We start from the raw sequence: 26,981 nt of genomic DNA on the forward strand, positions 1-26,981 counted from the left end.
CAAGTCAGGGAGCATTCGGTTTAAATTCTACCTTTTATTCCCACTTAGTACAAATAAATCTTCTAATGCAATATCCACCTGCTGGTTTCAGCTACAAAGGAAATGTAGAATCTTTTCTTATTGCAATCAAGATAAGCATGAATAAATAACAGTTATGATAAAGCATGCTTGTTTACAAATTGTGCTCGATGCATTATAGTTATTAAAGACTTATTATATCTATAATAAAAGGAGATAAATAGATGGATCCTAAATTACAGAAGAAAATCAACAAACTAGACAGTATAGAGAGAGTGCCGGCAGAAGAAATCTTCGAGTTATTGACTATTAGGGAAAGTGATAACGTATTAGACCTTGGAGCTGGTACAGGTTATGTTTCGCTGGCCATTGCAAAGCGAGTTAATACGGTATATGCATTCGATATGGATCAAGACATACTTGCCTACTTGGATACACAGGCAAAGGAAAGGGGCATATCGAACATTAACACAGTTGCAGGAGACTTCCGCAAGATACCATTAGATGACAAGCTGTTGAATATCGCGATTGCCTCGATTTCTTTGCATGAAGTGCAGCCCCTTTCAACGGCTCTGAAGGAAATCAACAGAGTTCTGGATGATAAGGGCTTGCTTTTGTGTATTGATTTTGAGGAAACGGAATCGGCTTCAGGAAGGAGAGTGTCATCAAAAGATATGGTAGCTGAGATGAAAAATGCGGGCTTTACTATCGTTAATACGATTTATCCAGCAACTAAAATCATGAACCAGCCTGTGTACATGATTCTTGCTCAAAAATAACAAAAAAGCCTTGTGCCACCCAAATTGGCACAAGGCTTTTCGTTTTACTTTGTATGTTTTGGTTTTGGTCTTCTAATTTGACCAATTCCCAGTTCTTTTGCTTCTTTATTTAATGATTTGAGTAAACTGATTACCATGAAGCCCATTATAACCGAGAACGGGAGGGCTACAATTATCATGGTGTTCTGTAAGGCCTGCAAACCTCCAGAGTAAAGCAAAGCAAGAGCGGTAATTGCCAGGAATATACCCCAGATTATCTTAATCTTCGTACTTGGATTTTGGGATCCGTTCGTTGTCATCATACCAATAACAAATGTACCGGAGTCAGCAGAAGTAACAAAGAATGTTACGATAATTAGAATAGCTAGGATTGATAACACCATGCTCATTGGGAACCCTTCTAATACGCCGAATAACGATTGTTCTTCTGTTAAAGAAGAAATAGATATCATTCCTGCTAATTCGGCTTTGATTGCTGCTCCCCCCATTGTAGTGAACCATAGGAAGCTGATGAGTGAAGGAACAATAAGAACATAAGTAACAAATTCACGGATTGTTCTTCCTTTAGATACGCGGGCGATAAAGATACCAACAAATGGAGACCAAGCAATCCACCATGACCAATAGAAGATCGTCCAGCCATTGATCCAGCTGCGTGATTCTTCATTTAATGGAGCAATTCGTAAACTCATATCAACAAATTGCTGCACATAACCACCTAAAGTATCAACAAACAAGTTAAGCGTGAAGATTGTTGAGCCAAAGAAGAACACCAGGAGAAATAGCAGACCAGTAAGCCCCATGTTCAAGTTGCTCAAAATTTTAATTCCTTTGCTCAAACCAGTTAAAGCGGAAATCATAAATAGAATGGTAACGATAACGACAATAATCGTTTGCGTCGTCATATTACTAGGGACATCGAATAAATACGTTAGTCCGCCGTTTATTTGTGCTGCACCAAACCCTAGTGTCGTGGCAACCCCAATAACAGTAGAAATAACTGCGATTGTATCAATCACTTTACCAAGCGGCCCATCTACATGCTTACCAAGCAATGGTCGCAAGGTTTTACTGATTAAGGCACGCTCACCTTTTCTAAACGTAAAGTAACCAAGTACTAAAGCAACCGTTCCATAGATTGCCCATGCATGAATTCCCCAATGGAAGAATGTAAAACGCATAGCATCTTTAATACCTTGATCCGTTCCAAGCTCTCCTGTAGGTGAACTAATTGCATAGTGACTGATTGGTTCAGCCGTTCCGTAGAAAATTAAACCAATTCCCACACCGGCGCTAAATAGCATGGCAAGCCACGTTGGCTTAGAAAATTCAGGCTTATCATCTGGTTTCCCCAGTTTGATACGGCCAATTGGACTTACTAGTAAATAAAAACATACTAAAACAAATACGGATACAATACCTAAGTAATACCAACCAAAAGTATCCGTAATAAAAGATTGTGTGCTCGTTGTGGCACTTTCAAGAGAGTCTGGCATAGTCACTCCCATAATAACAAGAGCTGCCACAATCGCTATCGATGCATAAAACACTGCTGAGGCATTCTTCATATGTTATGTATAACTCCTATCGTTGTATTTTTCGTGGTTTTTTACTTTAGTGGAGAACATGTAGAAATGAAAAACCAGTAAAATAAATTGTACAGAAGCAATTATTATCATCCATACATACTCTGCTTAAAACTAACAAATAATTAGAAGTGATAACAAATTTTTTAACTCTAGCCCCGCTAAGCTACAGATAAAAAATCTCGTAAGAGGTATGTATACTAAGGTAATGGGACTTTTTGGGGTACTTATATAGCTTAACAAAGAGAAAACTATAAAGCACATGCGATATACACGATTTATTTGAGTTCTAGAGCCGTTAATCAGTGTTAGAGTAATCTGACCGTCTTAATACTCCATAATGCTCTAGATTATGGACTATATGACACACAAGTCCGCCTTATTTCATGAAATATACTATTGAATAGATATATTATTCCCGAGGAGAGCAGCAATAATACAGTGATCAAACAACTTAATATTACATTTTGTGGTAGTGGTGAACAGTGATAATAAATTTTGATTCTCCTATAATGCAGTGGTATAAATTGTGGGAATCTTCTATTTATAGGTGCGCTGTCATGAAAAAGGAGAGGCATCCTTTCAAAGGGTACCTCTCCTTTTTTGCTTTTCTCGAATCTGGAGAAAAAGTAAACTTTGTCAGTACAAAAAGAAGCAAGATACAGCAGCAATCTACAAAAGATTTACGAGTTTCATCGATATTAATTTTTGTTTAATAAATTTTAACAATAACCAAACAGCTATAACGGCTAATGTTTGCTACATTTTATAGAGAGTGGAGGTTTGCGGATTGCCTAATCATTAGAGGAATAAGAAGCAGATAACTGTCCTAAGGGAGCAAATCGGCTGCCTGTTGCAGAGCAGCAGGGAAAGGAGTGAGCCTTAAACGCTTATAACACGCGTAGTCTTCGTTAAATATCGTGAGAAATTAGTTACTAATATAGGAAATGAAGCTAGGAACAACAACAAGACTGTCAGACTATTAATCTGAGATATGAGGTGCGTCATGGTCAGAGATATGTTAGAGGTTTTGAGTCACTTTATTTTCTATATAGGGATTTTATTTACACTGTTATTTGTATATAAGATGATCTATGTAGTTGTTGCGTTTAAGGCAAGAAGAGAGGAATACCCAAATAACCAAGAGGCTCCTCTTTCTAAGTACGCTTTCTTGATCCCGGCACGAAATGAAGAGCTGGTAATCAGTCAGCTGATCCAAACCATCAAGGATCAAGATTACCCAAAAGAGCTATATGACATCTTCGTCGTGGCCGATAACTGTACCGACAACACGGCCAAGATTGCCAGAGAAGCAGGAGCTATTGTTACAGAACGCTTCAATGAGAATCAAATTGGAAAAGGATATGCGCTAAAGCATGTACTGAACGTTATAGATGCGAATTATTCCGCTGCTAATTATGATGGATACTTTGTCTTTGATGCGGACAATCTTCTTGATAAGAACTATATTGCGGAAATGAATAAAACCTTTAACCAGGGATACAGAATCGTAACCAGTTATCGAAATTCCAAAAACTACGATGAGAATTGGATTACCTCGGGTTATGCACTTTGGTTTCTGTATGAAGCGGAATTCCTTAACCGCCCAAGAATGTTCCTCAAGACAAGTTGTGCTGTTTCGGGAACAGGTTTCTTAATCCGTTCGGATGTAATAAAAGAGAACGGAGGCTGGGTGCATCATTTGCTCACAGAGGACATTGAATTCACCGTCTCTCAAATAATTCAAGGTGACAAAATCGGCTACTGCGGCGGCGCTGTGTTTTATGACGAACAACCATCTACATTCAGTCAATCCTGGAAGCAGCGATTACGCTGGGCAAAAGGTTTTTACCAAGTGTTTATGAATTACGGAAAAGGGCTGTCCCATGGAGTGGTTCGAGGTAAAGGAAATAAGCTATCTTGCTTTGATATGATGATGACAGTTATGCCAATTATGATTTTAACAGTACTCAGTCTGCTCGCTAATATATTGATACTGGTACTTGTGGCCATTGAAGGCAGAGGACTTACTGAGACCTACACGACAGGCGTAGCGATTGGAGTTCTAACTATTTATGGTTCACTGTTTTTGCTGGGACTCATTACAACCATTGCAGAATGGAATAAGATTCGCTGTCCGAACTGGAAAAAGGTCTTTTATCTATTCACATTTCCACTCTTTATGTTTACATATCTGCCTATATCCTTGTTTGCGCTATTCAAGAAGATTGAATGGAAACCGATCAGGCATACAGTCGTCAAATCCCTTGATGATCTGCGGGAGAGTTAAATAGGATAGTTTAGAAAAGCGGGCAGATGAAGAAGCTTCACAAATGAGAGCGAAGGGAAACTCCCTTTGCTCTCATTTTTAGTCGGAGAACTCCCCGCGGCCCCTTGCTGCAGAGGGTTCACTCATTTATTTGCGATCATTTTAGAAAGAATAAAGAGAATACTCTTCCATCATTCTTCATAAAACCCCGTGTAAACTCTCCCAAGTCGCTATATAATGACAGATAGATACAAAACTGGACGGAAAGAAGGCAAGCAAATGAAAATTACCATCATTAGCGTCGGCAAGCTAAAAGAAAAATACCTCAAGCAAGGCATAGAAGAATACACCAAACGCCTCGGTGCTTACGCCAAAGTAGAACTAATCGAAGTACCAGACGAAAAAGCCCCTGAAAACTTAAGCGAAGCCGACATGCAAATCGTCAAACAAAAAGAAGGCGATCGCATCCTGTCGAAAATTGGCCCCGACGACCACGTCATTTCCCTGGAAATAAAAGGCCAAATGATCACATCCGAACAACTCGCGTCGAAAATTGACAGCTTGGCCACATATGGAAAAAGTAAGATTGTCTTTGTGATTGGTGGCTCACTAGGATTGAGTGAAGAAGTGATGCAGCGGAGTGATTATGCGCTGTCTTTTTCTAAGATGACATTCCCGCATCAGTTGATGAAACTGGTGTTGGTGGAGCAGGTTTATCGGGCGTTTCGGATTATTAAGGGGGAACCGTACCATAAGTAAGTGAGGAATTTTGAAGAGAGCTGTCAATATATATTTGCCTCTGAATGTCTATTAGAATAGGACAAACTTAGAACAAGTCGTTCTAAGTCTGATAAAGAATAGCGTGGAGGCAATGCCGGGAGGCAAGCCGGAAAAGATGATATCTATCAGCAAAAAGTTCAAGCTTAAGATACCAAGAGAATGAATGCTGAATGGTGAGAACTATAATAAACCAACCGAATAATATCGATTCAACAATCCTTAGATAACTGAGAGATTTCCAGTTTGATATTATGAAAGAAAAGCTCAACAACGTAATGCATAATGTTGAGCTTTTTTTAGTTTCATTGCACCTGAATATGCGTTTAAGGTCTTGGGCACCAATCTGATTGTGCTTGCCTAGAATATCTGTATCATAAACGTAATCATACTAGCCTGTATGTTCCGTTAGGCCTTAACAGAAAAAAGATGATAGTTCCCACCAACTTTTCCTCCACTGACTGTTAAAGCTAAATGAAAGACATCTGATATAATGTATGAGAATAACTTATGAAGAAATATATGAGCATAGGAGCTAAATCTATAGGATATAGCTCCTAAATCGTGTAATGGAATCTCAACATTACTTTTACAAAAGAACATAGTCAGCAGTTAGGGGTTAGTCGGTATGATTATTGGTATATTAATTTGTGCCATTGGGTTACTGCCATCTTTTTTAGCATGGAGCATGAGTAAAGTATACGATGAAACAAAGTTGTCGACAGGCATGATTATATATATGATTTTGATTACAATTTGGCAGTTGGATACCGGAGTTCTTTATTTTAAAGATGTTCTGTCAGAGGATATGGTGCTATTTCTGTTTAAGCTATTTCGTTTGGGACCAACATTCGGTCTCTCAATTGTATTATATGTAGCTTATAGGATTATCATAGATCAACCATCAGTGCTGAAAAAGGGAAATTGGCTGACGGATGTTTTTTACGCTTTTTTCACCAAAAAAGCACTTATTGTCTTCACTATATGGAGTGCTGTTGTATATGTGATAAATTGGACAGACTTAGGTATTAAAGGATTGACTGTGACCCATTCAAGGTTTACTGGTGTTTACTATTTTCCTGATTATGGGCCGCTATTTTGGGTGTATCTTTTGCACATGGCTATTATTGTCCTTTTCTTAATAGTTATACCTATATTGTCAATGAGATTACGGAACTCATATTTTAAGAACTTCCTTATGGGTTTTTCACTTAATGCGTTGCTGCTTGTCATACCGGGGATTTTAAATTTCTTTCCTTTAACTGGCGTTCTTACTAGCAGCATTGGTGTCATTTTATTTTCAGTGGTAAACATGCACATTTTTGTGAAGTTGAATGTAGAATTGAAGGTTCATTCTTTTGAATTAATGCAAAAACAGAAAAAACTAGATTACACGGGTCATTTGACTGGCAGTTTGATTCATGAAGTGAGAAACACAAACTCTATTATTAAAGGTTTCTCCAGCTTGATGGACAGAAAGGGTTCCTTTGATGAGGGAGATAAACGAAAACTGAATATGATAGGGAATGCTTCGGACCATTTAGAGGAGCTGACAGATAATTATAGTGCGTACATGAAGTCGTCTGCAGTGACTTATAAAACAGATGATCTTGTGAAAATCATTCAAGAGTCTATTGAATTTACAGTCGGGATGCTCGAAGAAAATAAGGTTGAGCTGGAATTCACAAATATATATTCACCATTGAATGTGTATCTGAATAAGACAAACTTGAAACAAGTGTTTATAAATTTGATAAAAAATAGTGTGGAAGCAATGCCTGAAAACAGGACGATAAGGAAGATAACAATCAGCACAGAGATTGATGATAGGAATATAATTATACACTTTATCGACACAGGGGAGGGTATACTCCCTGAGAACTGGGTGAGTGTATTCGATCCCTTTGTGTCAGTGGGAAATAAAAGTGAAGGAATGGGATTGGGTCTAGCATTCGTGAAGAAGATGATGATTGAACACCTAGGAGATATTAATATAGTCGGCAGTTCACTGAATGGTACCCATTTCAAACTTGAATTACCACAAGAAGGAATGCTGAATGGCGGTAACTATCAAAAGACGAATGAATAAATTGATTAGGTAATAGTGGAATCGCAGAAAATAGTAATCTTCATTAGTAAGGTGGATATAGAAATGCTTAAGGAAGTCTGTGTAGAGAATTTTACGAAGGTCCGTGAAGTTATTGCTAAAGGAGCTGGCAGGATTGAACTTTGTGACAATCTTACAGCAGGCGGGACAACAGTAAGTCACGGTGTAGCAGAAGTGACAATTAACTATAGCCACAGTAAAAATGTGAAGGTTATGGCGATGATACGGCCTAGGGGCGGGAACTTTGCTTATTGTAAAGAAGAAATAGAGATCATAAAGCGGGATCTTGTTCATGTAAAGGAATTAGGAACAGACGGAGTGGTGTTGGGTTGTTTAGATGCTGCTGGTTGGATTGATGAAGACGCTATGATTGCCTTACTAGATTTAGCAGAAGGACTAGAGGTCACCTTTCACATGGCGTTTGACCAAATAAGACCTGAAAATCAGTTTAAAGCGATTGATTGGCTGGCGGAACATGGAGTAGATCGCATCCTAACGCATGGAGGGCATTTATCTACTAAGATTGAAAATAACTTAATGAAGCTGAAGGGATTTATTGAGTACGCAAATGATAGAATTGTTATTCTCCCTGGCGGAGGAATTACAACGAAGAATCTTACATCAATCGCATCTGCATTAAATATCACAGAAGTTCATGGGACAAGAATAGTTGATTGAAAGAGCTATCTGTTGCCGAAAAAGTAATCGTAATTAACCATAAAAAGAAAGAATTCGAACGCCCAATAAATGTTTTGAAATGTCTCACTTGTGGTAAGTATAACAAGCAGCTTTTACATGCAAGATTGATTAGATTTTAGAGTTAGATTTATAGCAGCGTGATAGTATAAAATTTTCTTTGTTAGATCAACTATGAAATACTCTTACATACAACAGGTGGGATAATTTGAAAAGAATGATAGGAACAGGAGCTATCCTGGCAGCCATATTAGCTGGCTGTTCACAGAGTGCAGATTCACAACCAGACCAAATTGAAAAATCGGAAATGACCTTCACGGAGGAGCATTATGCAGAGGAGCAAATAGCTAGTTCGCCAAGATTTGCGTCTGAAGCAAACTATCAAGCTATTGCACCATCGGATTCAGCAGAGAAGCTTGAAACGCAGTATACGGATAAGCAGCTGGCTGAAATGCCAAGTTCAGAAGCGCATGGTGATGATACAGATAGAAGTGTTCCATTAGGTCAAACGTTAGAAAAAGGAGCAGAAGACCAAACAGATGGACCGCTAAAGAATCATCGAATCGTTTCCTACTATGGTCATCCACATTCAGAAAGTATGGGGATCTTAGGAGAGTACAGTCCTGAAGGATTAATGGATAAACTGAAAGAACAAACGAAGGCGTATTCTGAACTGGACCCGGATAGACCTGCCATTCCTGCGATTGAATTGATTACAACGGTTGCGCAGCGAAGTCCTGGAGAAGAAGGACATTACGTGCATGCGACACCAGATGAGGAAATTGAAAAATACGCAAAATTAGCAAAAGAAAATGATGCACTGCTGATTTTGGATATTCAATTGGGGCAAGACACAATTATGAATCAAGTAAAATCAATCGAGAAATACCTCAAACTGCCATACGTTCATTTAGCGATAGATACAGAGTTTCACGTCCAAGAAGGGCAAGTACCTGGAGTAAATTTAGGACGAGTTGATGGTAAAAATGTTCAAAAAGCGATCGACTATGTATCCAATCTGACGGAAGAAAATGGACTTCCGGATAAGGTGGTTATCGTGCATCAATTTGCCGATATCATTCTGACTAACAAAAATGCTATTCAGCCGACATCAAACGTAGAAGTCGTGTTAAATAATGATGGTCACGGAATCGCTGCGTTAAAACGATCAGGCTATCACCAATTAGTACATAATCAACCGATTCAGTACGGCGGGTTTAAGGTGTTTTACAAGAAAGACGAACCTGTCATGACACCAAAAGACGTCTTAGAATTAGACCCTGCACCGGCTTTTGTGAATTACCAATAAGCAGCAATAGAGCTGACATATAAGAAAAAGTGCCAAAATCGACTTATGGCACTTTTTTATGTATACGGATATTCTTGTGCAATAGAAGTAGTGATTTCTTTTGCACATTGCTGAACTAAGTTTGCGTGATAGTCGTCTTTCTCTGTGGAAATGCGGACAGAAGGACCGGTCAAAGCAACGGCTGCAATGACTTTGTTGTTTTTCCAGATTGGAGCAGCAATGCAGCGGACGCCTAGTTCCCCTTCTTCATTATCAACACTATAACCAACTTCTCGGATTTTCTGCAGCTCTTCCGCAAATGCTTCTTTGGTGACAATGGTATTCTCCGTATACGTTTCTAAGGGTAGTGCGTTTAGGACTCTATCTCTGCTAGTTTCTTCGAGGTGAGCTAAGATACATTTGCCAATAGCATTATGATGAATAGGGCTATTAGCTCCAATTTCCATATGCGTTCTTGTGGCATATTGTCCGTTAATTACCTGTGTAATCACAACTTCTAAATCGAGTAACATTCCTGTATAGATTGTTTCCTTCGTCTGCTGCCCTAGCTTTTTCATGGCGGGAACTGCTTTCCAGTCAAATTCGTAGGAAGGCATGTTTTCGTTTTGTAAGATTATTGATTTTAGTTCATTGGACAGTTGATAGCGGTTGTTATCAGTCCGAACAATGAATTGATTCTGTTCTAATGTTTTAACAAGTCTATACGTCGTACTTTTGTTGATTTCCAACGCATTTATGATTTCTAGTACAGTAAGATTAGGGTGTTTTAGAATCATCATAAAAATGTCTAACCCCTTTTTTAAGGTGCCGACTTCGTTCATTACTGACATTGCTCCTTTTTATTTACAAAGATAACAAGTGCGCACGTAGGGATCTCTAAAGTAGAGGTACATATATACAATTCATAATCCAGAGGTGAAATAGTTCTCGCTCGTAACGGATCTATTTCTTTTCGAATGAAGGTTTAGTCTCTTATAAAAGCATTAGAAACCACATCTCTCAAATGAGAAATATGGTTTCTAATGGTGTTCATTATGAACGAACAAGTTCTTCTTGATGAAAATAATTCGTACTGTCTAATCCAGTGATGGTTACAGAAATATTGTTTTGTTCGAATTTCTCTTTTACCTTATTTAATCCTTCAACAGCGGAATTGTCCCATAAAATTGCATTGCTGAAATCAATATCAACGGATTCCACGGTATCGTCATAGTCGAATTCTTCAATAAGAGCCGGTGAGGTGACGAAGAATAGCTGACCACGAACAAAATAGGTTTTCTTTGTTCCATTTTGGCTTAATTCAGTAGTCGTCTTTATTTTAGAGAAACTGGATACTTTCATCACGAAGAACAATGCACTCAAAACAACACCTGCTAGAACACCTATTGCCAAGTTATGTGTGTAGACAACTAATGCAACAGTAATAACCATCGTGAAAGCATCTGCTTTTGATACTTTATGCAGCGTACGGATTGATCTCCAATCCATCGTACTTATTGCAACCATAAGCATGATACCTACAATTGCTGCCATCGGAATTTGGTTAACAACATCTGTGAGAAGAAGAATAAGCACCATTAGAAATCCGCCGGCTACAAGTGTGGAGAGGCGACCGCGTGCTCCTAACGATACATTAATAATTGATTGTCCAATCATGGCACAGCCTGGTAGTCCGCCGAAAAAGCCTGCAGCAATATTCGCTATTCCTTGTCCGCGGCTTTCCATATTCTTATTACTTTGTGTGTTCGTTGTCTCATCAAGAATCGTAGCTGTTAATAAAGATTCAAGTAACCCAACAATCATCATAGCAAGAGAATATGGAAGAATGATTAAGAACGTCTCCATTGTCAACGGAATTTGAGGGAATAGAAACGTTGGTAAAGTCTGAGAAAGACTTCCCATATCTCCTACAGTATTCACATCTGCATGCAGGTAAATAGATAGGGCTGTTACAATAATGATAGCGACTAGTGGTGATGGCACTGCTTTTGTGATTCGCGGGAAAATGTAAATGATAGCGAGTGTTAAGGCCACAAAGGCATACATAACCCATGTCGCACCTTCAAAGTGCTCAATCTGGGATATAAAATAAAGGATAGCTAAAGCATTAACAAAACCCGTCACAACGGAACCGGAAATAAACTTTAAAAACCGAGAGAGCTTAAAGACTCCAAAGAGAATTTGAAATATCCCAGCTAAAATTGTTGCTGCTAGCAAGTATTGCAGACCGTGATCTGCCACTAAGCCAACAATTAGTAAAGCTTGCGCTCCCGTAGCTGCAGATATCATTCCTGGTCGACCGCCTACTAATGAAATCATGATTGCGATACAAAATGACCCATACATGCCGACCATCGGGTCTACTCCGGCGATAACGGAGAATGCGATGGATTCAGGAATAAGGGCGAGCGCAATCACAATACCCGCTAGAACTTCTGTCTTTATACTATTTCCAAACCAAGATTGTCTCCATGTTTGAACTTTCAAATGAAAAACTCCTTTTAATAGAATATAAAGTTATATAAATGAACCTCACTTATCGCTATTTAATATGTGGAACGCGTCTTATAAGCATTATATTATAAGAGATTATTTAACGTTGTGTCAATTATAGAAAAGATATTTAACGGTTTCTCTATATTGGGGAATGGGGAGTCCTTGAGTACTACATGCATGTACTGGTAACATATTTAATAGTATAGCCTTAAGGAACGTTGTGAAGTAGGTAAATACAGAATAAAGCTCCTCTATTGATAGATATGAAGGGGAAAATTCTAATGTTTTTTGCTTAAAGCAGCAATCCGTGTATAATTATTATTAATAAAGAAATGGGGGAAACCACATGGTTCAATCAATTAACACAAAAGTCGATTTAGTGATTGATGCAACTTCACATACAGGTATTTCGGCTTATGGGAAGATCATGATTGGAGATAAAGGGTTTGAATTCTTCAATAATCGTGATGCGCGCAAGTTTATTCAAATTCCTTGGGAGGAAGTTGATCACGTGGTTGCTTCAGTCTTGTTTAAAGGAAAGTGGATCCCGCGTTATGCGATTCAGACAAGGCAGAATGGGACTTATTCATTCTCTTCTAAAGATCCAAAAGGGGTTTTACGTGCGATTCGTGAATATGTGGAACCGAATCGGCTGGTCCAATCATTGGGCTTTGTTGACGTACTCAAGCGTGGATTCAAACGTAAATCTGCCAAGTAACCTTTTCTAGTAACCTTTTATTGAAGACAAGCAGGAATTTGTCTTTTTTTGCAGGACATATGCTGCGTTGTGAAACGATAGACTGTTACGGAGGAGGAGCCAGCTAAGCAATTTCCCACTTGTAAGGGAAAAAGTAGTGTGATAAAATACTCATGGAAGCTCATAAAGTAATTAGGCGCTTATTTTTTTGAACGATAATTAAAGCGCTTGCAAAATAAAATTTAATAGCTATCGCAATTATTTTTACGTGTTACTGATTCGATCAGGCATGAGTGAAAAGCGGTTAATTCGAAGTATAAGGGTCCTTCTATACCTCTGTCTTCTTTTAATCTACTTTTTGCTCATGCCTTTTTTATTGTCGGAAATGTAACCGGTTTATAGGAGCTGAAAAATTGCTTTAGGAGCTGGCCATGTTTATTGAAGATTTACCAATTATCTTAATAGGAGGTAAAAGGATGGTAGGAATTATTATTGCCACGCACGGTGAATTCGCCGAAGGCATCTTGCAATCTGGGGAGATGATCTTTGGAAAACAAGAGAATGTTAAAGCTGTTACATTGATGCCGAGCGAAGGACCGGCAGATGTGAAGCTAAAAATGGAAAAAGCAGTTGCCGATTTCGACAATCCAGATGAAGTATTATTTCTAGTCGATCTTTGGGGCGGGACGCCGTTCAACCAAGCAAGCAGCTTACTGGAAGCACACAAAGATACATGGGCAATTGCTGCTGGTTTGAACTTAGCCATGTTAATTGAAGCCTTTGCATCGCGACTTTCTATGGAAACAGCGCATGAGATTGCGGCGCATATTTTAGAGACGGCGAAAGATGCGGTGAAAGTAAAACCAGAGGAATTAGAACCAGCATCAGCACCTGCACCTGCAGCCGCAAGTGCCGGGCCATCAAACACAACAGGTGCCCCAGGGACATTTAAATACGTGTTAGCGCGTATCGATACACGTTTACTTCACGGGCAAGTAGCAACGGCTTGGACCAAAACGACACAGCCAACACGAATCATCGTTGTATCGGATGAAGTGGCACAGGATGAGTTGCGTAAGAAATTAATCCAACAGGCGGCTCCATCCGGTGTACACGCGCATGTTGTGCCTATCCATAAAATGATCGACCTTGCAAAAGATGATCAGCACTTCGGCGGCCAGCGTGCATTACTTCTGTTCGAAAACCCGCAGGATGTGCTTCGAGCGGTGGAAGGCGGCGTTCCATTGGAAACAATCAACGTTGGTTCGATGTCTCATTCACCTGGCAAAGTGCAGCCAAATAAAGTATTGGCTTTTGATCAAGGTGATATTGATACGTTCGCTAAACTAAAAGAAAAAGGCCTGAAGTTCGATGTACGTAAAGTACCGGGCGATTCGAAAGGCAATATGGACGACATTCTGAAAAGAGCGCAAGCAGAGTTAAACAAACAGAGATAAATCTAAACATCAGATAAAAGGAGGATGAATAACCATGGATTTAACTATGATTCAGATAATATTAGTTGTTCTCGTGGCATTTTTAGCCGGTGTAGAAGGCATCTTGGATGAATTCCACTTCCATCAGCCAATCATTGCTTGTACATTAATCGGCTTGGTTACAGGCGAATTAGTACCTTGTCTAATATTAGGTGGTACGCTGCAATTGATCGCTTTAGGCTGGGCAAACATCGGAGCTGCTGTAGCACCGGATGCTGCGTTAGCATCCGTCGCATCTGCAATTATTTTAGTATTAGGCGGACAAGGTGAAGCAGGTGTAACTTCTGCAATCGCAATTGCAGTTCCACTTGCGGTAGCAGGTTTGCTTTTGACAATCATCGTACGTACGCTTGCAACAGGAATAGTACATTTAATGGATGCTGCAGCGAGAGAAGGAAACTTCAAGAAAGTTGAAATGTGGCATATTATCGCGATTATCATGCAAGGTTTGCGTATTGCCATTCCAGCTGCACTGATTGTGGCAATTGGTGCTGCTCCGGTAAGAGATTTGCTTACGGCGATGCCAAGCTGGCTGACAGATGGTCTGGCAGTAGGGGGCGGAATGGTTGTAGCTGTTGGTTATGCAATGGTTATCAACATGATGGCGACAAAAGAAGTATGGCCATTCTTTGCAATTGGTTTTGTATTAGCAACGATCCCTTCGATCACACTTTTGGGACTTGGCGGTATCGGTGTCGCACTGGCACTTATCTATCTAGCGCTTACGAAACAAGGTGGTTCAGGCGGTAACGGCGGAAATGGAAACACAGGAGATCCATTAGGCGATATTATCGATAACTATTAATCAGAGGAGGAGGACAAAAAATGGCACAAGAATTGAAATTAACAAAAAAAGATCGCGTAGCTATTTGGTGGCGTTCCACTTTCATTCAAGGTTCTTGGAACTATGAACGGATGCAAAACGGCGGCTGGGCATTTTCCATGATTCCTGCAATTAAAAGATTATATAAGTCAAAAGAAGATCGTGCTGCTGCCCTAAAACGGCACTTAGAATTCTTTAATACACATCCATATGTAGCGTCACCTATTATTGGGGTAACGTTAGCACTTGAAGAAGAACGTGCGAACGGAGCGCCTGTTGATGACAAAGCAATACAAGGCGTGAAAGTCGGGATGATGGGACCGTTAGCAGGTATCGGGGATCCAGTATTCTGGTTTACGTTAAAACCAATCCTTGGTGCATTAGCAGCATCACTTGCTTTAACAGGTAACATACTTGGACCAATTCTTTACTTTGTATTATGGAACTTATCTCGTATGGGCTTCACATGGTATACGCAAGAACTCGGTTACAAAGCTGGTTCGAAGATTACGGAAGATTTATCTGGCGGCGTGCTCCGAGATATAACCAAGGGCGCCTCGATACTCGGGATGTTCATCCTCGGTGCATTAGTTAACCGATGGGTATCGGTCGCCTTTGCACCAACTGTATCCGAGGTAGAGCTTGATGAAGGCGCTTATATTGATTGGGATAACTTGCCTGCTGGTTCAGAAGGAGTGCGCACAGCATTAGAACAGCAAGCCGCCGGCAGGTCATTAAGCGATACGAATGTAACGACTTTACAAGACAACTTAGACAGCTTAATTCCTGGGTTAGCTGGATTGCTGATCACACTTCTTGCGATGTGGCTGCTTAGAAAGAAAGTTTCGCCAATTGTAATGATTCTTGGATTGTTCGCAGTTGGTATCGTTTTCCACGTTATTGGCTTAATGTAAAATAAAGAAGTACCTTCTGGTATGATGAACTTATCAACCTCAGAAGGTACTTTTCTTTTAAATAGAAAAATTTACATATAAATAAATTTTAGGAGGCTGCTAGATGCTAACTATCGGTTACATAGGAAATGGAAAAAGCACGAACAGATATCATCTGCCGTTCGTCTTGCAACGAGACAATATAAAGGTGAAAACAATTTACCGGAGAAGTCCAGAACGTGATAGCTGGAGCAAAATTGCAGGAGTACGTTACACATCCGAGTTAGATGAATTACTGCAGGATCCCGATATTCAGCTTATTGTTATCTGCACAAAACATGACAGCCATTACGACTACGCAAAACAAGTGCTAGCGCATAACAAGCACTGTTTAGTTGAAAAGCCTTTTATGGAGACGTCCGAGCAAGCAAAAGAGATATTTGCATTGGCAAAAGAAAAAGGATTATTGGTGCAGGCATATCAAAACAGGCGTTTTGACAGCGACTTCTTAACTGTTCAAAAAGTCATCGAAGAAGGAAGGCTAGGGGACTTGCTGGAAGTAGAGATGCATTATGACTATTATCGCCCCGAAGTGCCAGAGTCTGCGCAATCTTTTGACCCGGCAGAATCCTATTTGTATGGCCACGGCTGCCATACCTTGGATCAAGTTATCAGCTATTTCGGCAAGCCGGATCACATTCACTATGACGTGAGGCAATTATTAGGGCAAGGCCGAATGAATGATTACTTTGATCTGGATTTGTATTACGGCACGCTGAAAGTATCGGTAAAATCCAGTTACTTCAGGGTGAAAGAAAGACCAAGCTTTGTTGTTTATGGTAAAAAGGGAAGCTTTGTGAAAGAAACAAAAGATCGTCAAGAAGAGCACCTGAAGTTATTCCATATGCCGGATAATAAAGATTTCGGTATCGATACATTACAGCATTACGGTGTGCTGACTTATGTGGACGAAGAAGGTACCGTTCATGAAGAAACCGTAAAATCGGTCGATGGTGATTATGGGCGTGTATATGATGATTTATATGAAGCGATTATAAATGGAAGAGAGAAGACCATTACGGATGAACAGACTGTTTTGCAGATGGAGATGTTGGAGACAGGGGTTAGGGACTTGAAGTAAAGGTAATAATCCTGTCAGCGACAAGTTGCATTTTGATAAAGAAAGAATCCTCCTCATTTTAATGAGGGGGATTCTTGTGCTTACTATTTAATTGCCTTGCTCACTCTTAATTTCTTCCCTTTAATCGTCGTGTTCTCCATTGCCTGTAAAACGATCGAGCCTTTTCCGTTTAGGATATCAACATAGGACATCGTATCCTGAATATTGATAATGCCAATATCTTCAGCTGTAACGCCGGGAATTTTCGCAATCGTTCCAACAAAATCAACCGCACGAATTTTCTTCTTTTTACCGCCGTTGAAATGGAGCTTGATAATATCTTGATTGATACGGGCTGTTTTATTATTTTTTACAATGCGCTTGCTGCTTATTTTTTCCTCGAAAGCAGCTTTAGCACCAGCTACTTCGGCTTGGCTCGGAGCTTCTTCAGCAGGTATGTCAAAGCCGATGTATCTTTCAATTGCTTTAAGGAACTTTCCTTCATAAGGTGTCGAGAATGTAATAGCTAGTCCTTTATTTCCGGCACGGCCAGTTCTTCCCGTACGGTGCACGTAGCTTTCTTTTTCCATTGGAACGTCATAGTTGATAACGAGGTTCACGTTATCAATATCAATACCTCTGGCAGCTACATCGGTAGCCACTAAATAGCGGAATTTGCCCATTTTGAAACCTTCCATAACAGCAAATCGCTCATCTTGTTCTAGTCCGCCATGGAGCCGTTCAACAGGATAGCCAGCTTCATCTAGTTCGCTATACACCGTATCTACATTTTCTTTCGTGCGGCAGAAAATCATGCAGCTGTCTGGATTTTCTACAACCGTAACATCTTTTAGGAGGGAGATTTTGCCTTCGTCTTTCACTTCTATTAAAGAGTGTTCAATCGTATCGGCTGTTACTCCGGTAGACTCGATTTCGACGTGAGCAGGGTCTTTCATATATTTGTGGCAAAGGTTTTCAACATCCTTTGGCAAGGTAGCAGAAAAGACCATTGTCACACGGTCAGCAGGCAACGATTGAATGATTGCTTCCACTTCATCAATAAAACCTCTGTTAAGCATTTCATCTGCTTCATCGATAACAAGATATTTTATTTGGTCCAAATCAAGTGTTTCGCGATCGATATGGTCCATCACACGTCCAGGCGTACCAACGACGACATGCGTTTGCTGCTTTAATTCATCTTTTTGTTTCTTAAACGGCTCTTTTCCATAAACAGAAACAGCTTTAATCCGTTTGAATCTGCCGATATTTTTGATATCTTCCTGAACTTGCACTGCTAGCTCCCGCGTTGGCGTAAGAATCAAGGCCTGTGGTTTTTTCTCTTCCCATACGATCATATCGTTCACAGGAATACCAAAAGAAGCCGTCTTGCCGCTGCCTGTCTGTGCTTTTACCACAAGATCTTGCTTTTCCATTGCTAATGGAATTACTTTGCTTTGCACTTCTGTTGGCGTTTCGTATCGCAACACATCGAGTGCTCTTTTAATTTCTTCGCTTACCTGATAATCCGCAAAACTTACATTACTCATTTTTTAGCCCCGTTTATTGTTTTTTCGTTATATGAATAGAATTCTCACTGAGAAATAATATATGCATTAACTGAATTAGGTTTATTATACTTGAAAAGTAGTGGGCAAAACGGCTTTCTCTTAAATTATACATAGAAGATGTCTGCCTCCGCTTTGGTTAGTGCTATAAAGCAGCTAGAGTCAGGAACAATAAAGTAATGTGGATTATCTTTAATTAACACTTGCTATGAGAAAATCATGCGAGAACATCAAACCCTAAACAAAGCAGTAAGAAGACAGCCATAATACATCCCGATGTAATAGCTCTTGCTCTGCGTTTAGGACCCGACGAGCGGAGTGCGTATCGGAAATATAAAAATGCACCAATCGTTATTAATAAGAATTCAAGAAGGAAGCTTGCAGGAAAGGAATTCCATAGACCTAATCCTAGAAGCGGAAATTCTCCTGCATTGCCAGGAAGAATAGGTAAATCTGGACGATGAACAATCAAGTCTAGAATCCAATGGCTAAACGCAACAGCTCCAATAACAAGGCCTGCTATCTTTCCCCAAAAGAATGCAGCAAGACCTGCTGCTAAGATGGATAGCACCAATGCTCCTAGTAAAGAATGGGTATAGAAGGCATATATCATCACCTGGGTATAACCACCATCACCTAATGGCTCCATCGTCTCGAGTCCAGTGGTACTTAATGCAAAGAAGACAAGATCAAGTAATTGCGTGCTGACCAATAATGACCAAAGCGGAATTTGCGGGGTTTTACTTTTTACTGCAGCGGCTACTCCAAAATGACCAGCAAACATCCTAATACCCCCCTAGAGAATTTAGTTTTTACATAGATATATTAAATGGTTAGCTTTCATTGTAACCTCCTAATCTTATTGCTTACTTAAAGAAATATGAATTTATAGGCCAGAAAAATATATTAACTTTATATTAGAACTACATATGTAAAATCAAGAACAATATAGAAAAAAGTATCTTATATAGGTGAGATTTTTTACATACGGAAAGCCCGCACTGTCATTTAGTGCGGGCTTACGTTTTAATTTGAAAATCAACGATATAAAAAGGCAGTAAGCTTCTCATTCTTATCAATTGTCGCAAACAGTACATTTTTAACATCAGTCTGATAATTACTGCTTAATTTCGACAAAACCCATTCTTCATCCTTAGCAGTTTCATGCAGCTCCTTTTGAAGGATTTTCCCATCTTTTATGATTGTTTGCGGCATATGAAAGGGCTGTGTTTGAATCTGCATGTTCTCTGGGGTAAGAGCTTCATATTTTGGATCCAGAAAGAACGACACCCTTCCTTCCGCTTCCCAAAGTGCTAACGCCACTTTTGTAACGTCCTCAACTTTCCCTTTGCGTAATTCTTCCAACAGTACATCAATCGATATTCTGGCGTGCCGCAAGCCTTCAAAAAGAATCTTGCCATCTCTGACAATTGGAATCGGCTTATGGTTTATTAAATTCCGGAACCAAGGCCACCTTAAAATAAGGAAAATCCCCCCAAGATATAAAAGCACCAATACAATCGTTGTTATGAGAGAACCTTTCAAGCCCAAGTCTTCATCTGATAAAGGGTGAGCGATAATATTCCCAACAACTAAAGCAATAACAAAATCCAGAAGTCTCAGCTGTGATATAGACCGCTGCCCCAGCACCTTCGCGACAATTAATAAGAAGATAAATGATACAACTGCTCGAAGTATCCATTGCATCGTAGTGAGTGTTTCTTGGCTGTGGAAGAAATCCAAATAAGACACATCCTTTTTTCTTAGGAAATCGTTTGGTGTGTTTATTATTTCCCGGTAAGCCATGCATATCCAATGGAAGGGAGAGCCAATAAGTGGACGGGGTCTATTTACATATATTAGAAAAAAGTTTTTGAACCTTGAAACTTCTTACTTAAAAGTTCGTTATATTAATGGGAAGCTCTGTTGTAGTTATTGGAAAGGGAAAGGTTATGCTTAAACTTAAATACTCCAATTGTTAGGGGGGAGAAAAGAGTATGAAAAGGCTATTGTGCTGTATCTTTGTTCTATTTACATTAAGTGCTTGTTCCCAAGCCCAGGAAGAAACGATAGACACGACAGAAGAAGAAGTTATTTCCACGCAGGACGTTACGATTCCTAGTACTGTTTTTAGCTCTGAGAAACAAGCACGTATCATTGAAGAAGAAGAGATGAAATTGAGCATAACAACATATCTGGATAGCAATGAAGCATTAATGAATGCCAGTTATCCATTTTTAGATGTTATTGATGGAGGAGAGGAATTAAAGCGTGATGAATTAGAGGAATTTGATGAAATTAGAAAGCTCACAGAAGAAAATGATAAGAATTTCTCTAGCTATATCGTAAATAATACGCTGCCTGAAGATTATCAAGAGGAGTCTAAACGAATTAGCCAGTATATTACAGTCTCAAATGAGATGATGTATGGATTGGATGAAGCAATCAGTACTTTTACAGATGATCTAAGCGAAGGAAAAATGCCAAAAGTAGATATCGGATCAATAAAGGATGCAACGGATGTTGTGAATGGAAGCGAACAGAAAAAAATAGAGGACTTTCTGGATAGGGAAGGTATTGATACGATTGCTTTTGGAAGAGCAGATAAAGGAAAAGGTGAATAATAGGAATCCCCATTTACGCACGGCTATTCTTTAAGCAGCTGCTCAGACAGAACAGTACTGTACCAAACTCGGAAGGACTAAACTTAAAATACTATTAAAAACCAAGATGAAAGTACAGGGACAATTCCTGCACTTTCATCTTTTATCATATTCCTTCAATTATAACTCGAACCGCTTCTTCCAAGTCCGTTATCGACCATGATGGCAGCTTGGGATTAGTCATTGCTAGCTCATGATGTGCTGGTATGTGCACGAATCCGGAGACGATATCCAGCTTGTTCGTTTCTATATGATGCCTTGCGGTGTACATAATTTGGTTACATAAATAAGTGCCGGCCGTGTTAGAGATAGTCGCAGGCAGGTTATGCGCGTGCAGTCTTGAGACCATCTCTTTAATAGGTAGCGTTGAAAAATAGGCATCAGGTGCACCTTCTATTATTTTTTGACCGTTGTACTGATTGCCGCTATTATCTGCTTCGCCGTCCATACAGTTTATCGCTACGCGTTCTGGTGTGATTCTATTTCTGCCGGCAGCTAATCCTAAAGATATAACAGCTGCTGGCTGATAAGCTTTTATATGTTCTAAAAGGATGCCTGCGGATGTTGTGAAATTCACCGGAAGCACCTTTCCGATTATTTGTTTTCCATCTATTGTGACACCGTCTAGCTGACGGACAATCACTTCTGTTGGATTGGAGGCCATTCCCAGAAAAGCTTCAAATCCAGTGAGTAAAATCTTCAAATCCATTACCTCTCTTTATTGTAAGTACTGATCAAACCAATTTGTTATCTCGCTCAGTCGAACGATTCGCAGGCTCGGATCTCCGCTTCGAGACAGCTCATGATTGGAATTGGGGAAACGGACAAAACGTGTTGGTTTTTTTTGCTGTTTTAAGGCTACATATAGTTGCTCGCCTTGTTCAATTGGACAGCGATAGTCGTTTTCACTATGCAAGATCAGCAGTGGTGTTTGGACATGCTTGACGTAACGAAGCGGCGAGATTCTCCATAGCTCATCGGGGTCCTCCATGATGGTCGTCTTATGCTCCCATTCGGTAAAGAAGTAGCCAATATCACTAACACCATAGAAGCTAATCCAGTTACTAATAGAGCGTTGCGTAACAGCAGCTTTAAATTTGTTCGTATGGCCGATAATCCAATTCGTCATAAATCCGCCATAGCTTCCGCCCGTAACACCTAAACGCATTGGGTCGATCCAATCGTATGTGTCTAGCGCATAATCAAGAGCAGTCATCACATCATCATAGTCTACACCCCCATAGTTTCCGCGCACGGCATCGACATACTGTTGTCCGTAGCCATGACTTCCTCGTGGGTTCATAAACAGGACACCATATCCTTTACTAGCGAGGACCTGAAACTCGTGCATGAACGCGTAGCTGTACATGGCGTGCGGTCCGCCATGAATCTCCAACACAAGTGGATAAGATTCGCCTTCTTTCAATCCGACTGGCTTGATGATCCATCCTTGCAAGTCAGTTCCGTCATTTGCCTTAAAAATGAAATCTTCTGGAATAGCCAGAGCTTTCGTCTGCAGCAAGTGCTCGTTGGCTGCTGTTAAACGCTGTTCTTCATCCCCTGAGAAAGTGGAGACGAATAGGTCACCTGGAATATCAGACTGGCTAACGGCATACACAAATTGCGCTTGATCCTTGTTTGTACTAAATGCATAAACTTGTCTTTTCCCACCAAGTACTTTCGTGATTTGTTTTTCGAGTGTCACTCGATATAAGTTCGTTGCGCCTTGTTCACTAGCTAAGAAGTACAGCGCATCATTTGCCTTGTGCCAAATGGCTCCCATATCTCCTGCACCTGTACCCATATCATTAATTGCCATATCACTGCACTCCGCATCCCACTCACTCGTCAAGCAAGTTAAATTCCTGGTTGCAAGATCGAGCGACCAAACTCTAGTAAGGGTGGAGCCTGCAAAAGCTAGATCATCTCCTAATAACGAGAGCTTTGTCCCATCAGGAGAATACTGAGGCGCACGAAATCTTTTGTCGCTAGTCGTCAGCTTCTCTGTATCTTTCGTTGCTAGATTCAGCTGATAAATATCCGAGAAGAATGTTTGTTCCGGATCTTCGGAACGGTTGGCAGTATAAGCCACATGTGTTCCGTCTGGTGAGAAGACCGGATAATGATGATCATACGCTCCATCTGTTAACAGGGTCTCTGTGCCAGTTTCTAAATCGATTAAGGCGATATGCTGGAATGTTTCATCGGAAAAACCGCTCATGTCGGACTTGTAATGCAGTTTTGTTGTGATATAAGGTTGTATTTTGTCTTCTGTCGCTTCCTGCTTTGTTTCCTTCTCTTCTAAGTTATCTGATTTCGTGAGCGGCACTGTGACAATGAGCTGTTTGCCATCGGGAGAACAAACTGGCTGTGAGGCACCTCTCTTGAACGAAGTGACTTGCGTTGCTTCACCGCCACTAAATGCAATACGCCAAATTTGCTGCCTTCCAGAGCGATTGGAGGTGAAGAATATGTCTTTCCCGTTAGCTGACCATCTAGGCTGCGTGTCGGAGAAATTTCCTTGGGTAAACCGGGTGACTTCCTTCGAATCTACATGTAAGACAAATACATTTGATTGATATTTTTTCTCTCCATTTATAACGCGCTTTATAAAAACAACCCAGCTGCCATCTGGTGAGAGCTGTGGATCGGATAAGAATGAAAATTCAAACAAATCATCTGCTGAAACCCCATTGTTTGTCATCGTATGCTACCTCCATTACTATCTGAATATTTATCTTGTTATCTTGTTATAGAACAAGTCTCCTGATTTACTGCCACACAACAATCGTATGGCAGATCAGGAGACAGGGCATGTATGATTTATACTAATTCACCGTTGATATAGGTTTGTACGACTTTGTTTCTTAGATCAAACGGATTGCCATCCCAGAGAACAAAATCTGCGTCCTTGCCAACTTCTACGGAACCAACTCGATCGTCTACGCCTAGATGTTTCGCAGCATGCAGTGTAATAGCTTTTAATGCTTCTTCTTCTGGCAGACCGTATTTAACAGCTAGAATTGCACTCGTCATCAAATGCTCAATGGCAATAACGGGATGATCTGTCGTGATAGAGAATGGAACAGATGCATCTGCTAGAGCTAGTAGGGTGTTCCAGCCTTTATCAGCAAGTTCAATTTTCGAACGTGGTGTCATTGTCGGTCCCACGGAGACAGAGATATCGTGTTTGGCGATAAATGGTGCGATTTGGTGGCCTTCTGTACAATGCTCAATGGTTAGATCAATATCAAACTCTCTTTTTAAGCGTAAGACAGTGACGATGTCATCGGCGCGATGGGCATGAACACGAAGGGGGATTTCTTTATTTAATACTTTCACAATATGTTCTAATCCAAGGTTTCTCGCCGTTTTTCCGGTTTTGCGCTCTTCCATATAAGTTTGGGCTGCTATTAATTTTTCACGAAGAATGGCGGCTACTCCCATTCTTGTTGTTGGCATTCTTCCTTTATCGCCATGGAATCGTTTTGGATTTTCACCTGTTGCCGCTTTTAAGCCAGAAGGATTTCGAATGACCATCTCATCTACAATTGTGCCCGTGGTCTTCAATACACACATCTCACCGCCAATTACATTCGCACTTCCTGGCATCACTTGTACGGTGGTGACACCTGCTCGCCTGGCATCCGCAAAACCCTGATCTTTAGGGTTAATTCCGTCAATTGCCCGTACTTGCGGTGTAGCAGCTGCACTCGTTTCATTGAAATCATGACCTTCTTTACCGATGCCTTCTTCATGTACGCCTAAGTGGGTGTGCACATCGATTAGTCCCGGAGTAAAATATTTTCCCATCGCATCGATTACTTCATAGCCATTGGGAATGCTGGATGCTTCTCCTATTGAAGTGAATTTTCCATCCTTTATTAAAATCGTTGTATTACGTAAGTTCTTGCCAGTTCCGTCTACACCAGATACATTCGTGATGGCTTTCATCGTATAACCTCCATTAAAATCCGAATTATCATTGATTTCTGAAAATTTAACTTGTATAATACCCTCTATACCTGATTCCTTATAACGATAGTAAATCAATAATTTGGGAATGTAAATGTTAATTTATCTGACAGTATGTATCTAAAAGGGTAATTTAATTGTAAATAAGTCCGAAAGTAGGAAGTTCAGTGGAGTATCAAATTGATGAGTTAGACCGCGGTATAATCCGAATGTTATCAAAGGATGGGCGCTTGCCATTTTCTGAAATAGCAAATGCATTAGATGTGACAGAGAAAACAATCAGACTTCGGTACAAAAATCTGGTTCAGAATAAAATTATCGAAGTTGTCGGTGTCGTGAATCCAATTGCGCTTGGTTTAAAAGCTGGAGCAATTATTCAAATAAAGACAGAACAACGGATGATGGCCAAAGTGAAGGAAGAACTTAGCACCTTGAAAGAAGTTCGCTATATTACGATGACATCAGGAGAATATCCGCTGCTTATTCAAATTAACGTAAGAAGCCAAGAGGATATAAGAGACTGTGTGCTTAACCTGGATCGTATTGAAGGAATTACAGCCATTAATACGATTATTCAATTAGAAAATTATAAGAATACGTTCGAATATCTATAGAAAGGAGCTTGCTTAACTTGATTGATTTACTAAAGACATTAACTAGCCTGCACGGTCCAAGTGGTTATGAGCAAGAAGTGAGTTATTTTCTTAGAGACTATTTGAAGGATAAAGCAGACCAAGTTGAGATAGATCCGATTGGTAATGTTATCGCCAAGAAAAAAGGAGCGAAAGCAGGACCTGCTATTCTGTTAACAGCCCACATGGACGAAGTGGGCTTTATCGTCAAGAAGATTGAGGCAAACGGATTTCTGCGATTTGAAAAGCTTGGCGGCAATGATGATCGAAACCTAGTCGCACAGACGGTAAAACTATTAGGAGAAAAAGGGCATATCAATGGAATGATAGGAACACTTTCTGCACATTTTGCGAAGTTTGATGATGCGCAAAAAGTGAGAAAGCACAGCCAGTTATACATAGACGTTGGCGCAAGCTCACATGAAGAAGTAATTGACATGGGCATCGAGGTAGGGACACCAATTACGTGGGGGACCGATCTCCAAACCCTTGGAACAGCAGACGAACCGAAAGTACGTGCGAAGTCATTGGATGACCGGGCAGGTTGTGCCGTTATCTTGCAAGTGTTGGAAGAGGTAGGGAATGATTTCGCTGGCGAGCTCATTTGTTTATTCACGGTCCAAGAAGAGGTCGGGTTAAGAGGGGCGAAAACAGCGTCCGAACATATCGAGGCCGATGCAGCGATTGCCATTGATACAACAGCAGTAAGTGACACACTCGAGCAAACAATGGACCAAACCCTCCACTTAGGCAAAGGGACAGGGATCAAGGTTATGGATGCAAGTTTAATTGTTCCCAAGACAATGAAACAGCAGCTTATCACGCTAGCGAAACACTACCAAATTCCATATCAGCTTGAAGTGTTTACCGGGATTGGCACCGACGGCGGGGCAGTTACTTATGCAAACAAAGGCATCCCGACAGGTGTGTTATCCATTCCGTCCCGTTATACACATTCAGCGATTGAGCTTGTAGATGTAGGGGATCTTCTCGCAACGAAGGAGTTAGTAAAAGCATTCGTAAAGAGTGTGACGCCAGATTCACGTTTTCCGTTTTAGATAAAATTTTTTAAGCTAA

23 protein-coding genes are annotated in these 26,981 nt (G+C 40.3%); 14 read left to right on the plus strand and 9 right to left on the minus strand.

The features are described 5' to 3' along the window. Positions 1-242: 242 nt before the first annotated feature. Positions 243-797 (plus strand): class I SAM-dependent methyltransferase, encoded by a 555-nt coding sequence (locus B1K52_RS05955; RefSeq protein WP_077306323.1) that lies wholly within the window; start codon positions 243-245, stop codon positions 795-797. Positions 798-841: 44 nt separating this feature from the next. On the opposite strand, the gene B1K52_RS05960 is transcribed toward B1K52_RS05955, so the two are convergent. Beyond that, entirely contained in the window at positions 842-2,365 is a 1,524-nt protein-coding gene (locus B1K52_RS05960) for a glycine betaine uptake BCCT transporter (protein WP_077306325.1), read from the minus strand. 1,024 nt (positions 2,366-3,389) lie between these two features. Here B1K52_RS05960 and B1K52_RS05965 point away from each other — a divergent pair. From B1K52_RS05965 to B1K52_RS05985, 5 genes are all read left to right on the plus strand, one after another. Continuing rightward, positions 3,390-4,673 carry a glycosyltransferase family 2 protein gene (locus B1K52_RS05965; RefSeq protein ID WP_077306327.1) on the plus strand — a complete coding sequence of 428 codons (1,284 nt, stop codon included), beginning with the start codon at positions 3,390-3,392 and terminating at the stop codon, positions 4,671-4,673. A 258-nt stretch (positions 4,674-4,931) separates the two neighbouring features. After that, on the plus strand, positions 4,932-5,411 hold the full coding sequence (rlmH, locus tag B1K52_RS05970) for a 23S rRNA (pseudouridine(1915)-N(3))-methyltransferase RlmH (RefSeq protein ID WP_077306329.1): 480 nt from the start codon (positions 4,932-4,934) through the stop codon (positions 5,409-5,411). A 646-nt stretch (positions 5,412-6,057) separates the two neighbouring features. Further along, positions 6,058-7,518: a sensor histidine kinase gene (locus tag B1K52_RS05975; RefSeq protein ID WP_256855849.1), complete on the plus strand. Its 1,461-nt coding sequence runs from the start codon at positions 6,058-6,060 to the stop codon at positions 7,516-7,518. 63 nt (positions 7,519-7,581) lie between these two features. After that, complete coding sequence (locus B1K52_RS05980) at positions 7,582-8,214, plus strand: copper homeostasis protein CutC (RefSeq protein WP_077306331.1); 633 nt, start codon at positions 7,582-7,584, stop codon at positions 8,212-8,214. 235 nt (positions 8,215-8,449) lie between these two features. After that, entirely contained in the window at positions 8,450-9,541 is a 1,092-nt protein-coding gene (locus B1K52_RS05985) for a hypothetical protein (RefSeq protein WP_077310517.1), read from the plus strand. Positions 9,542-9,597: 56 nt separating this feature from the next. On the opposite strand, the gene B1K52_RS05990 is transcribed toward B1K52_RS05985, so the two are convergent. After that, the gene (locus B1K52_RS05990) at positions 9,598-10,362 is read right to left on the minus strand and encodes an IclR family transcriptional regulator (RefSeq protein ID WP_077306333.1); all 765 of its coding nucleotides are present in this window, start codon (positions 10,360-10,362) and stop codon (positions 9,598-9,600) included. Between the two features lie 211 nt (positions 10,363-10,573). Further along, a complete protein-coding gene (locus tag B1K52_RS05995) occupies positions 10,574-12,028 on the minus strand; it encodes a SulP family inorganic anion transporter (RefSeq protein WP_077306335.1) in 1,455 nt (484 codons plus the stop codon). 355 nt (positions 12,029-12,383) lie between these two features. Between B1K52_RS05995 and B1K52_RS06000 the strand changes: the two genes are divergently transcribed. From B1K52_RS06000 to B1K52_RS06020, 5 genes are all read left to right on the plus strand, one after another. Beyond that, positions 12,384-12,755: a DUF956 family protein gene (locus B1K52_RS06000; RefSeq protein WP_077306337.1), complete on the plus strand. Its 372-nt coding sequence runs from the start codon at positions 12,384-12,386 to the stop codon at positions 12,753-12,755. Between the two features lie 455 nt (positions 12,756-13,210). After that, positions 13,211-14,191, plus strand: a complete 981-nt coding sequence (locus B1K52_RS06005) for a mannose/fructose/sorbose PTS transporter subunit IIA (RefSeq protein WP_077306339.1) — start codon at positions 13,211-13,213, stop codon at positions 14,189-14,191. A 34-nt stretch (positions 14,192-14,225) separates the two neighbouring features. Further along, a complete protein-coding gene (locus B1K52_RS06010) occupies positions 14,226-15,035 on the plus strand; it encodes a PTS mannose/fructose/sorbose transporter subunit IIC (RefSeq protein ID WP_077306341.1) in 810 nt (269 codons plus the stop codon). A gap of 20 nt (positions 15,036-15,055) precedes the next feature. Beyond that, positions 15,056-15,967: a PTS system mannose/fructose/sorbose family transporter subunit IID gene (locus B1K52_RS06015; RefSeq protein WP_077306343.1), complete on the plus strand. Its 912-nt coding sequence runs from the start codon at positions 15,056-15,058 to the stop codon at positions 15,965-15,967. A gap of 103 nt (positions 15,968-16,070) precedes the next feature. Further along, a complete protein-coding gene (locus tag B1K52_RS06020; RefSeq protein WP_077306344.1) occupies positions 16,071-17,087 on the plus strand; it encodes an oxidoreductase in 1,017 nt (338 codons plus the stop codon). A gap of 83 nt (positions 17,088-17,170) precedes the next feature. Here the strand turns inward: B1K52_RS06020 and B1K52_RS06025 are convergent, their stop codons facing one another. The 3 genes from B1K52_RS06025 to B1K52_RS06035 form a co-directional block, all read right to left on the minus strand. Next, positions 17,171-18,616, minus strand: a complete 1,446-nt coding sequence (locus B1K52_RS06025; RefSeq protein ID WP_077306346.1) for a DEAD/DEAH box helicase — start codon at positions 18,614-18,616, stop codon at positions 17,171-17,173. A 235-nt stretch (positions 18,617-18,851) separates the two neighbouring features. Further along, a complete protein-coding gene (locus B1K52_RS06030; RefSeq protein ID WP_077306348.1) occupies positions 18,852-19,418 on the minus strand; it encodes a permease in 567 nt (188 codons plus the stop codon). 254 nt (positions 19,419-19,672) lie between these two features. Next, positions 19,673-20,377: a DUF421 domain-containing protein gene (locus tag B1K52_RS06035; RefSeq protein WP_077306350.1), complete on the minus strand. Its 705-nt coding sequence runs from the start codon at positions 20,375-20,377 to the stop codon at positions 19,673-19,675. Positions 20,378-20,631: 254 nt separating this feature from the next. On the opposite strand from B1K52_RS06035, the gene B1K52_RS06040 reads away from it, so the two are divergent. Next, positions 20,632-21,258 (plus strand): NDxxF motif lipoprotein, encoded by a 627-nt coding sequence (locus tag B1K52_RS06040; protein WP_077306352.1) that lies wholly within the window; start codon positions 20,632-20,634, stop codon positions 21,256-21,258. A 145-nt stretch (positions 21,259-21,403) separates the two neighbouring features. Here B1K52_RS06040 and B1K52_RS06045 read toward each other — a convergent pair whose 3' ends face one another. The 3 genes from B1K52_RS06045 to B1K52_RS06055 form a co-directional block, all read right to left on the minus strand. After that, entirely contained in the window at positions 21,404-22,000 is a 597-nt protein-coding gene (locus B1K52_RS06045) for a pyroglutamyl-peptidase I (RefSeq protein WP_256855850.1), read from the minus strand. Positions 22,001-22,015: 15 nt separating this feature from the next. Continuing rightward, positions 22,016-24,001 (minus strand): S9 family peptidase, encoded by a 1,986-nt coding sequence (locus B1K52_RS06050; protein ID WP_077306356.1) that lies wholly within the window; start codon positions 23,999-24,001, stop codon positions 22,016-22,018. A gap of 119 nt (positions 24,002-24,120) precedes the next feature. Beyond that, on the minus strand, positions 24,121-25,251 hold the full coding sequence (locus B1K52_RS06055; protein ID WP_077306358.1) for an amidohydrolase: 1,131 nt from the start codon (positions 25,249-25,251) through the stop codon (positions 24,121-24,123). Between the two features lie 188 nt (positions 25,252-25,439). Between B1K52_RS06055 and B1K52_RS06060 the strand changes: the two genes are divergently transcribed. Next, positions 25,440-25,886, plus strand: a complete 447-nt coding sequence (locus B1K52_RS06060) for an Lrp/AsnC family transcriptional regulator (RefSeq protein ID WP_077306360.1) — start codon at positions 25,440-25,442, stop codon at positions 25,884-25,886. A 17-nt stretch (positions 25,887-25,903) separates the two neighbouring features. Continuing rightward, positions 25,904-26,962: a M42 family metallopeptidase gene (locus tag B1K52_RS06065; RefSeq protein WP_077306362.1), complete on the plus strand. Its 1,059-nt coding sequence runs from the start codon at positions 25,904-25,906 to the stop codon at positions 26,960-26,962. Positions 26,963-26,981: the final 19 nt, after the last annotated feature.

The organism is Terribacillus halophilus, from assembly GCF_900162685.1.
Classification (GTDB): domain Bacteria; phylum Bacillota; class Bacilli; order Bacillales; family Amphibacillaceae; genus Terribacillus; species Terribacillus halophilus_A.